Genomic DNA, 10,554 nt, shown 5'->3' with positions numbered 1-10,554 from the left:
CGCCCCAACAGACAACCCCAAAATCATGGGATTATCCGGATTATTCGGTTTTAAGGGGATTACGGTACTGATCGCTCCATAGAGGGAAGACGGCGTTCCTCCCGCCTCGGGACCATAGTTAATGGCATTTTCTAGGCCAATGGCGATCGAGGATAATTGGCCGAGTTTACGGTGGAGCTTGAAATCAAAACTGCCGTTTTCCGCAAAGCGGGAAGGGGTAAGGGAAATCAGGTTATAGGTTGTTTCTAAGCCCACAAATGTTTGAGCGTTACCGATGCCAAACCCGATCGCCGCCGAGCCGCCCGCCTTACCTCGATCCGAGTCCACCACCGCATTGGGACCTAGAGTCCCTAGGCCTACTTCCCGGTTGACCAAGGCACCGCCGATAAACACATCTCCCCGATTCGCCCCAAAGCCAGAGGGGGCTAACGCATTGAGGCTGGGGTAGTAGCGCGGCTGACGACGAACGGTTTCGGTAGGGATGGGATCAATATATAGGGGAGCGCCCATCTGCTGCGCTAACTCGGCCTGATCGAGGGGGGTAGGTTCTCCGCGCCGCTGAATCCGTACCTGAGGCCCTGCTCCTGGTCCAGAGGCTACCTGCTGTGGCAAGTCCGTGTGGGTTGGCAGATCTGATAGGTTGGGTAAGGGCTGTCCGGTATCCGAGAGATCGATCGCTGGGGTACGCCGAGGGGCTACTGGCGTTACCGGAAAGGCCACCGCAACAGAAGTCGGTGGGGGCGGTGCCCCTGCCACTAGACGTTCGGGAACGGGCGGCGGTGCCATGTCTAGGGAAGCGCGGGTTAGAGGTGCGTTATCCGCCCGACGAGGTACAAAAAGGGGGGGCATTGGACCACTGCCACTGTTAGGTATGCTATTGCCGTCGGGATTCAGGAGGCGTGGGCTAGGGGTTTGTGGTTGGGATGTGGTTTCAGACGCAGCTTGAAATTGCGTCGCCTGTCGGAGCAGCTCATAGGCTGCCCCTGCGGCTAACCCGATCGCGCCGAGCACGGCCAGCAATCCAAGAGGCCTCAACTGTTTCATCACACGACTCCTCTCACATCAGAAAACTAGCACTCCCCCGCCCCAGGAAAACTTGTGCAGCCCTGGCGACTGGCATTGGCAGTCTTAGCAGCGGCAGTAGTTAAATCGAAAACTTACTGCTATGATATTTAACCTGCTTATTTCTCCACCATAGCAGATCGCTGGGACGGGTTTCTGGGGATGCTCGATTTCATTAAGACTTTGTTACTTTTTCAATCGCAATCGCCCCTACCCCTGATCTTGCCCCTTGCCCTCTGGCGGCTGGCAGCCCCGCTTGCACCCCCACCCTCAAGCGGGGAATGATCGTATACTAGAAGAAGTACTCTAGTACTGGTCAAGCACATGGTACTGGCCATTGGCGATCGGGTCAGAATTCACTGTCCCGGCAGTCAGCGCCACGGTAAAACCGGCACCATTCAGCAGTTCAAGACCCTTCACGGTCCCGATGGGCAAACCTTATCACTGGCTGATGTGCAGGTGGCGGGTGAAGTGGGTTTGTTTGAAGCACAACTGGGTTGGTTGCAAGGGCTTCCCGCCCGCTCAAACGATCGCCGCCTTCAGCCGTTGGCAAAAGTCCGCGATCGCGTCTAGTCCCTCTGCCGGGGTACCCGTGGCCAGCCGTTGGACAAAGGCACTGCCGACAATCACCGCATCCGCTCCCCAGTCGCGGATCTGTTTGGCGTGATCGGGTTGGGAAATGCCGAAGCCGACCCCGATCGGCTTATCGGTGGTTTGGCGCAGGGTTTGGATTAAATCCTGCACATGGGTTTGCAAGCCCGATCGCATCCCCGTGACCCCTGTCACACTTACGAGGTAAACAAACCCGTGGGACTTGGCCGTGATCGTTTGAATTCGGTGAAGGGGACTGGTGGGTGCAACCAGCAAAATAATTTCTAACCCCAAAGCTTCGGCGGCTTGGAGCAATGGTTCCGCCTCTTCCACGGGCAGATCAGGAATCACGAGGCCCGCAACCCCCGCTTGGGCCACCTGGGTTAAAAAATCCGCAATACCGCGATGCAGGATGGGATTGTAATAGGTAAAGAGGATGATCGGCGCCGTCAGGGTTGGCTGGACCGATCGCACCACGTCCAGAACTTGCGCAAGGCGAGTCCCCCGTTGCAGGGCGCGAGTTGCCGCTGCTTGGATGACTGGACCATCCGCCAACGGATCGGAATAGGGTACCCCCAATTCGATCATATCGGCCCCGTGGCGATCGAGGCGTTGCAGGGCTTGGGCGGTGGTATCAAGATCCGGGTCCCCAGCCGTAATGAAGGGGATGAGGGCACACTGGTGTTGTTGCCGTAGGGTGGCAAACCGTTGGGAAATGGCGGTCATGGTGCGATGCGATCGGGAGGCGGAGTCGTTGGGATTTTAGATTTTGAATTTTAGATTTGGGAAAAGGCGGGTTAGGGGGTTTCTTCCGCCTGTTCTTCGGCTTGTAATTGGGCTTCTAGGGCGGCGAGTTCTTCTGGGGTCAATTCTTCCAGGCGTTTTTGCAAAACCGCGTCTTCGTAGTCTTTGAGTTGCTGATTATAGGTCATCTGCTGGGTGAATACCCGAAACAGGTAAGTCCCTAGCCAGCCGAGGAGACCGGCTACGAGGGCAGCTTGGGTCCAGATGCCTGCCTGAATACTGTCGAGTCCAGTGGCTTGCAGGATCAGGTAGAGGACACCGCCCGCTACAAACACCCCGAAGGTGATTCCGATCGCGTCAATGCGTCGCATGGGCAGGGTTAAACCCCGATTTCCCGACGGGCAGGGCGCAGGTTCACAAAGGGACTTAGCAAAAGCAGGCCCGGAAAGCAAAGGAAGACGAGGAAGTACATCAGGACCCGCTCGATCGAACTGGCCACATACCAGCGTTCTTTCAGATAAACCATCGTCAAGGCCGGTAGGACAAGGAGATAGAAACCGCCGATCGCGGCATAGAGGACAAGGACGACGATCGCTTCGCTCATGACATCCCCAGGAGTTACGTCTTTCGTATTCTACTCAAAATTCAAAATTCAAAATTCAAAATTCAAAACTCTTTCCCCTGCCTCTCGCAACACCGTCCCTGGTAACGCTGCCCCTGGTAACGCCTCCGTGGGCTGGGGACTATGCTAGAGGGGTGATGAATCAGGAGAAGTGGTGGATCTGTGGTCAATAGTCCAGTCAATAGTCCAGTACAGGCGGTCGGGGTTATCGGGGGCGGGCAATTGGCCTGGATGTTGGCCAAGGCGGCCCGATCGCTGGGGATTAAGGTGATTGTGCAAACCCCCCAGATGAGTGATCCGGCGGTCGCTGAGGCCGATGGGGTGGTGCTGGCGGCGGTGGATGATGCGATGGCAACTGGACAACTGGCCGATCGCGTGCCGGTGATTACGTTTGAGAATGAGTTTGTGGATTTGGCCGCCTTGGCACGCCTAGCCGATCGCGGTGTCTGTTTCCGGCCCGGATTGGCTAGCCTAGCGCCGCTCCTGGACAAGTATGATCAGCGGCAGTGTTTACAGAGCCTTGGCTTACCGGTGCCCCAATTTCAAGCCCTAACCGAAGCACCGGCAACGTACCTAACGGACACCGGTCGCACGGGTTCGATCCTTAATCCGGCGGCGATCGCCCTGTTGCAGGATCTTCCCCAGCCTTTTCCCCTTGTCCTCAAGGCGCGGCGGCATGGCTATGACGGTCAAGGAACAATGATTGTGTCGGATGCACCGGACTTGGCCGCCCATTTGCAGCAGTGGTCAGCCGGTAATACCTGGCACCCCCAGCCGTTACTGGAGGAATTTATCCCCTTTGAACGAGAGCTAGCCGTGATTGCCGCGCGATCGCACACGGGTGAGGTGGTGTGTTTCCCGATCGTCGAGACCTACCAGGCCCAGCAGGTGTGTCGATGGGTCTTGGCCCCGGCGGATCTGCCCACCGATCTCGTGACCGAAATTGAAGCGATCGCCATCCGTCTGCTCACCCATCTACAGGCCGTGGGTCTTTTTGGCATTGAGCTATTCCTCACCTCGGATCACCGGATACTGGTCAACGAGATTGCCCCCCGGACCCACAATTCGGGCCATTTCAGCATCGATGCCTGTCACACTTCCCAGTTTGAGCAACACCTGCGGGCCGTGTGTGGCCTACCCTTGGGAAACCCCGCCCTCACGGGAGCCGGTGCGGTCATGGTGAACTTGCTGGGTTATGAGTCGGGGGCCTTGGATCAGGGACCCTTAGCCGACAAATACGCTGCGATCGCCACCCAATTGCAACAGCTACCCAACGCCAAGCTGCACTGGTATGGCAAAACGATCACCCGTCCCGGTCGCAAACTGGGCCATGTGACTGTTCTGCTCAGCGAAACGTCCGCCGCTGCTCGTCGGCAGGAAGCTCTGGGGATTGTGCAGGCAGTGAACGCAATTTGGCAAATACTTTCCTAGGGTTTTGGATTTTAGATTTTAGATTTTAGATTTTAGATTTTGGGGTGTAGCCAGCGCATTTGCTGGCCAAGGGGGGATCGTGGTTAAAACTCGTGACGGCGAACAATGCGGCTTTGGCCGTTCAACCTGATCCGCGCCGTTTGTAATGACGACTTCAGTCGTCCCCGCGCCTGTATCGGGTTCTTTCCCCCCTGAGTTCAGGTCCGATCGCCCTCCTGATCCAGGTTGATCGGTGGGGATGTTGCGTCTTGGGCTTCGCTAGCCGCAAGGAAGGCTTGCAGGCGCATCCGGGGGATATAGGGCCACCCGCCAGAGGTCTCGATCGCCCGCATCAAGGCTTGGAAGGCATGGCGATCGTTGGGGATTGCGGCTTGGAAAAGACCTTCCCGGATCTCGGCGTGGGTTTGTTCGATCAGGCGTAGGAGGATAAGCAGGGCTTGGGGGTCATCCGCATAGGTTTGGGCTAGGGAACGAAGCTGGTCGAGCAGGTCATCCGCCTGCGATCGTAGCGTTTGGTATTGAGTCTCTTGGGGATCATCCATGAATCAACCTCATCGAAGGATACCGGGGCAGGTAAGATAGTGTAGTTGACCCGACACGCCCACGGCATCGCAGAGCTAGCGGGGGATCGGTCAATATTCATAAGAACCATCCAGCGATTGCCAACAGGCTGGTCAAACTGAGCAATTGATCGAGGCAAACTATAATCGAGGCAAACTATGAGGTATCGCGCTTTAATTATTGCTTTTCTTGCCCTATGTTTATCGGTGCTTACCGCGTGCAGTGAGGGGCCAGCATCAGCAACGACGGTAGGTGCTTTAACCTACGATGATATCCGAGGGACGGGGTTGGCAAACAAATGTCCCCAACTAGAGGAAACCGGGCGTGGCTCGATTCCGCTGGAGCCGGGTAAGTCCTACGAAATTGTTGAACTCTGCCTGGAACCGACGAACTACTTTGTCAAGGAAGAAGAATCGGGTAAACGGGTGCAGTCAGACTACGTGGCTGGCAAGCCGCTGACTCGCTACACGACGACGCTGGATCAAGTCCGGGGGTCGCTGAGTGTAAACAGTGCGGGTCAACTGACGTTTACGGAAGAAGAGGGCTTTGACTTCCAGCCCATTACGGTGCAGTTGCCCGGTGGTGAGCAGTATCCCTTCCTCTTCACGGTGAAGCAGTTGGTAGCCAGTGCCGCAGACAGCGCTGAAGGAATTAGCCGATCGACGGATTTTGAAGGTGACTACAAAGTGCCTTCCTACCGAACTTCTAACTTCCTTGATCCGAAGGCACGGGGGCTGACGGCGGGCTATAGCAGTGCCGTCGCGTTGCCACCCAAGGCTGATGAGTCGGAGTTGACGAAGGAAAATATCAAGCGGTTTGTGATCGGGGATGGCCACATCTCAATGCAAGTAGCCAAGGTGAACAGTGGTACGGGTGAGTTTGCTGGGACCTTTGTGGCGGAGCAACCGTCGGATACAGACATGGGCGGTAAGGAACCAGCTGATGTTAAGGTGAAGGGCATTTTCTACGGTCGCGTTCAGGCGAAGTAGACCCCTGTCCTGTGTCTTTATGCCTGAATAGCTGAACCGCTAATTTTTTAGCACTGATGGGCATTCCAGTTCGCTGGGATGCCTTTATCTTTATGAGCGCCTAATTGGACTATCGACGTACCACGGCGGAGACGATCGTGGTGATTACTGAGCCTGCCCATTGGTCCAGCATGGCATTGGTTCAGCGTTCAGGGGTCATGGAATGTACCGCCGCCCAGGGTTGTGCGAGTGATTGTCGGACTAGGGAGCCAATGGGATTGTCTGCAATCTCCCTGATGGTAACGCCTCCCAGCACCACGCCCGTACAGCGATCAGCGAGAAGATACAGACTCGATCGCGATCTCCGTACCCAAGCCCGATCGCGGAAAGACCTGCCAGAAATACTTTGAGACACCCGACAGGCTCCAAGCCTCAGGACATTAGAAATGATAATGTCATATTTAATACCTAAAGTGCAATGCATCGACTGCGGCAATCAGGTTGGGATGACCTCGTGCCCTTGAATCGCTGAAGCCTCCATGAGTTGGTGCTTTCATCCATCGCTGACTAGTAGTAGGGCTAATGAGGATGTAAGGAAAGTTACTACGGAAATCATCTATGTCCCGTACCAGAAACCTAACCAGAATTTAGTTGATATTACGAATAATCTAGTGGCAGTTTTTGAGATGAAAATTGAAAAAATCTGTTTAATTTTTTAGAAAAAATCGAAATTAATGAAGTTAGTTTCCGGAATCTGGGAGTGTGGGCTGTGAAGCCTACCTACGAGTTGCAGAAAAATTGAAGCAACAGGGTCATTGATATCAGAGCTGGTAAAGCTATAAAGAGACTAAATTGATTATTTTTGTCGATTTAGGGATAACTTTATCCGAAAAATGCATCTCTGATACTTTGGCTAAGTGTCTCTGTCTGGGATCTAATAGAGATCCTGGGCAACATCCAACTACGTCATGGAGTGAAGGAAGAATGACAGTTATAAGAGAACCCGGTCGGGTTTTAGGCACCGACGACGCTGATTTTTACGTGCTGGTCAATGATGATGTCGGTCCCAATAATACTGTTGATTTATTTGGTCTCCGTGGTAATGACGAACTGGGGGCAGGTAATGTCCCTGGTCGTGTGCGCATCTTTGGTGGTGAAGGTGACGATCGTATTACCGCTGCCAACAACAACCGTGCCTTGAGCATCGAAATCTACGGTGGCAAGGGTGATGACATTATCACGGGCCGGGATGGCGGCGGGGCTGGTGCGACCCTGCTCCGGGGCGATCGCGGCAATGACGTGATTCGCGGTGGCAGTGCCCCCGAACTGATTCACGGGGGTAAGGACAATGACACGATCGATGGCGGGGCTGGGAATGACACCCTCTACGGTGATCGGGGTGACGACTCGATCGTGGGCGGTCCTGGCGCTGACCTCATCTACGGCGGCGAAGGCAATGACACCGTGAACAGCATGGCCACGCTGACCGTTCCCGACGAGGGCGACACAATCTACGGAGAAGCCGGCAATGACCTGCTGTACGGAACCGGCGGCAATGACTTCATCTACGGTGGCCCTGGTGATGACACTATCCGGGGCGGGAATGGCAATGACTTCCTGGATGGCGGTGAGGGCGATGACAGCATTAGCGGCGGTGCTGGGGCTGACACCCTCTACGGCGGTGATGGCAATGACTCGATCGATGGCGGCCTTGGCCCCGACCTGATCTTCGGGGGCGAGAGCAACGACACCCTCTACGGCGGTGAGTTCTGCGAAGAATGCGGGGCCGGTCCGGATGACACCATCTATGGCGGCAAGGGCGACGACTGGATCTATGGTCAGTCCGGGGATGACCTGCTCTATGGTGAGGCCGGCAACGATCGCATCTGGGGCGGTGACGGCAACGACACCCTCTACGGCGGCGATGACGACGACATGCTGTATGGTGGCGCTGGCGATGACCTGATCTATGCGGGCAACGATGCCGCGTCCAATATCCTCTCCGGTGGTTTCGGCAACGATACGCTGGTGGGGGGGCCGGGTGGCGATACCTTCCGAGGCGGCCCTGGCGTTGACATCATGTATGCCAGCGGGGCAGCGGCTCCCTTCTCCGATGGGGCTGTGGACATCTTCACCTACCTGCCGGAAGATTTGACCGGTGCGGTTGCGCCTCCAGGTTCGCCAACGGTGCTGGGTACGGAAGTTGCGACAATTACCCAAGCCGTCACCTCGACCGTTGAAGGGACAACCCTGTTAACCACAGTTACAACCGGCTTTGTAGTGGCTGAAGATACGGAAGGCAATCAGTTCACAACCACCAACACGACGGTGATTGAAACCATCACTGAAGTCGGTACGGTGATCCTGACCCAGCTTGACATTATCTCAACGACTGCAATTGTCGAAGTCACAGGTGATTCCTTATCGCCATCCCAGGTGGCGGCGTTGATTCCGCAAATTGACACCATCATTGGCTTTATCCCCAATGAAGACAAGATCCAGCTATCACCAGGGATGGTTAGTGCAGTTGACCCATTCGATGTTTTTGATACGCCGGGTGGGGTTTTGGCCTACTACACAGCGGGTCTTGGGACGCTTAGCCCCGTCCTGTTCCTGGATGCCAATGGGGACGGTGTCATCAATGGCGGCGACATTCCCTTTGTTTATCTACCCGGTGTTGACCGGTCGCAGTTTGAATCAGCGGCAGTCAACTTTGGGGACGGTAACTTTATTCTCGCTGATACAACGATTCCCTTGATGTAGCTCCCGTACTGCTTAGACAGTTGCGTTGTCTTCGGACAAACATATCCACTCCAGTTGACAGGAGGAGTATGTCATAGTGGCATACTCCATTTTTTATCTGGGTGGCGGGTGACGATCGGCTTGAAAATTTTTCTGGTTCCTGGGGTTGTTTTCCGGAATCGGGCCTAGCCCCCGTGTAGCCTGCTGATGGGTTGTCAGAAGTGTCTGGGAGGCAGTGTTAGCAATTGCAGTGCTTCCGCAGTATCACTAGACCGATCGCCATACGCCTGCATCGATGAGCGTCCCGGTTTAACTTGGCAATGCCGACTCAACTACATATCAATTCGTACTGACTGGAGTTAAGTATGTCTGTGAGAAGAGCACCCGGTCTGGTTTTGGGTACGGATAATGCGGACTTCTATGTCCTCATTGATGATGATGTCAACCCGGCAGATAATACGGTTGACTTATTTGGCCTGCGCGGCGATGACGAACTGGGCGCGGGCAATGTCACGGGCCATGTCAAAATTTTTGGCGGCGAAGGCAACGATCGCATTACGGCATTCAATAACAATCGCGCCCTGAGCATCTACGTCTACGGTGGCAAGGACGACGATGTTATTACCGGACGGGATGCGGAAGCACGGGCCGGGGGTACCTTCCTACGGGGCGATCGCGGCAATGATGAAATTCGAGGCGGCAGCGCCTTTGAACTGATCTACGGCGGCAAAGGCAACGACAACATCGATGGCGGTCCTGGGAACGACACGCTCTACGGCGATGATGGCGACGATGTTTTAGTCGGCGGTCCCGGCGCGGATCAACTCTGGGGTGGTCCTGGGAACGACACAACGAATAGTATGGCTTCGCTGACGACCCCAGATGAGGGGGACATTATTAATGGTGAAGACGGTGACGACTCGCTGCTGGGGACTGGCGGTAGCGACGTGATCAGCGGTGGGAATGGGAAAGACACCATTCGCGGCGGCAATGGCGATGATTACCTGATGGGTAATGATGGCGACGACTCCATCAATGGCGGATCTGGAGCCGACACGATCGAAGGGGGTAGCGGCAACGATCGTATTGATGGCGAACTCGGTGCTGATCTGATCTATGGGAACGACAGTAACGACACCATCTATGGCGGCGAGTACTGCGAGGTGTGCCCCACCGGCCCAGATGACACCATCTTTGGTGGTAAGGGTAGCGACTGGATCTATGGAGAGTCCGGGGATGACCTACTCTATGGCGAGTCGGACAACGATCGCATTTGGGGGGGTAAAGGCAACGATACCATCAATGGCGGCGATGACGACGATATGCTGTTCGGCGGCGCGGGCGATGATTTAATCTACGGCGGCGACGATGCGGCGGAGGATATCCTCTCCGGTGGTGACGGCAACGATACGTTGGTGGGTGGCCCGGGTGGCGATACCTTCCGAGGTGGTCCTGGCGTTGACATCATGTATGCCAGTGGAGCCGCGGCTCCCTTCTCTGATGGTGCGGTAGACATCTTCACCTTCCAGCAAGAGGATTTAACTGGCGTGGTTGCACCGCCCGGTGTGCCAGTCGTGCTGGGAACTGAAGTCGCGACGATTACCCAAGCAGTGACCTCAACTGTTGAAGGGACAACCCTGTTAACCACGGTCACAACCGGTTTCATTGTTGCTAGCGATGATCAAGGGAACCTGGTCACGACCACCAATACGGTGGTGATTGAAACCATCACTGAAATCGGCACTACTGTACTGACGCAGCTTGATATCATCTCGACGACTGCGATTGTTGAAGTCACGGGTGATGTCTTGTCTCCATCCCAGGTGGCGGCCT

General features: G+C 55.5%; 11 protein-coding genes. 6 read left to right on the top strand and 5 right to left on the bottom strand.

Annotated features, from left to right (window positions below; all coding sequences use genetic code 11):
- On the bottom strand, nt 1–1,044 hold a 1,044-nt coding region (locus ACWIUF_RS01645), incomplete at its 3' end, for a hypothetical protein (RefSeq protein ID WP_448570434.1).
- 342 nt (nt 1,045–1,386) lie between these two features.
- Between ACWIUF_RS01645 and ACWIUF_RS01640 the strand changes: the two genes are divergently transcribed.
- Nucleotides 1,387–1,635 carry a hypothetical protein gene (locus tag ACWIUF_RS01640; protein ID WP_448570433.1) on the top strand — a complete coding sequence of 83 codons (249 nt, stop codon included), beginning with the start codon at nt 1,387–1,389 and terminating at the stop codon, nt 1,633–1,635.
- Here the strand turns inward: ACWIUF_RS01640 and trpA are convergent.
- The 3 genes from trpA to ndhL form a co-directional block, all read right to left on the bottom strand.
- A complete protein-coding gene (trpA, locus tag ACWIUF_RS01635) occupies nt 1,585–2,379 on the bottom strand; it encodes a tryptophan synthase subunit alpha (protein WP_448570432.1) in 795 nt (264 codons plus the stop codon). The genes ACWIUF_RS01640 and trpA overlap by 51 nt on opposite strands.
- 71 nt (nt 2,380–2,450) lie before the next feature.
- Nucleotides 2,451–2,768, bottom strand: coding sequence for a DUF3007 family protein (locus tag ACWIUF_RS01630; RefSeq protein ID WP_448570431.1), 318 nt, complete (start codon nt 2,766–2,768; stop codon nt 2,451–2,453).
- Between the two features lie 8 nt (nt 2,769–2,776).
- Nucleotides 2,777–3,001 carry an NAD(P)H-quinone oxidoreductase subunit L gene (gene ndhL / locus ACWIUF_RS01625; RefSeq protein ID WP_448570430.1) on the bottom strand — a complete coding sequence of 75 codons (225 nt, stop codon included), beginning with the start codon at nt 2,999–3,001 and terminating at the stop codon, nt 2,777–2,779.
- A 180-nt stretch (nt 3,002–3,181) separates the two neighbouring features.
- On the opposite strand from ndhL, the gene ACWIUF_RS01620 reads away from it, so the two are divergent.
- Nucleotides 3,182–4,450, top strand: coding sequence for a 5-(carboxyamino)imidazole ribonucleotide synthase (locus ACWIUF_RS01620; protein WP_448570429.1), 1,269 nt, complete (start codon nt 3,182–3,184; stop codon nt 4,448–4,450).
- Between the two features lie 197 nt (nt 4,451–4,647).
- Here ACWIUF_RS01620 and ACWIUF_RS01615 read toward each other — a convergent pair whose 3' ends face one another.
- A complete protein-coding gene (locus ACWIUF_RS01615) occupies nt 4,648–4,992 on the bottom strand; it encodes a hypothetical protein (protein ID WP_448570428.1) in 345 nt (114 codons plus the stop codon).
- A gap of 177 nt (nt 4,993–5,169) precedes the next feature.
- On the opposite strand from ACWIUF_RS01615, the gene psbO reads away from it, so the two are divergent.
- From psbO to ACWIUF_RS01595, 4 genes are all read left to right on the top strand, one after another.
- A complete protein-coding gene (psbO, locus tag ACWIUF_RS01610) occupies nt 5,170–6,000 on the top strand; it encodes a photosystem II manganese-stabilizing polypeptide (protein ID WP_448570427.1) in 831 nt (276 codons plus the stop codon).
- Between the two features lie 104 nt (nt 6,001–6,104).
- Nucleotides 6,105–6,389 carry a hypothetical protein gene (locus tag ACWIUF_RS01605; protein WP_448570426.1) on the top strand — a complete coding sequence of 95 codons (285 nt, stop codon included), beginning with the start codon at nt 6,105–6,107 and terminating at the stop codon, nt 6,387–6,389.
- A gap of 574 nt (nt 6,390–6,963) precedes the next feature.
- Nucleotides 6,964–8,742, top strand: coding sequence for a calcium-binding protein (locus ACWIUF_RS01600; protein WP_448570425.1), 1,779 nt, complete (start codon nt 6,964–6,966; stop codon nt 8,740–8,742).
- 344 nt (nt 8,743–9,086) lie between these two features.
- On the top strand, nt 9,087–10,554 hold a 1,468-nt coding region (locus ACWIUF_RS01595), incomplete at its 3' end, for a calcium-binding protein (protein ID WP_448570424.1).

Source organism: Trichothermofontia sp., assembly GCF_053493415.1.
The sequence above is the reverse complement of the archived record's forward strand: the minus strand, read 5'-3'. Positions and strand labels throughout refer to the sequence as shown.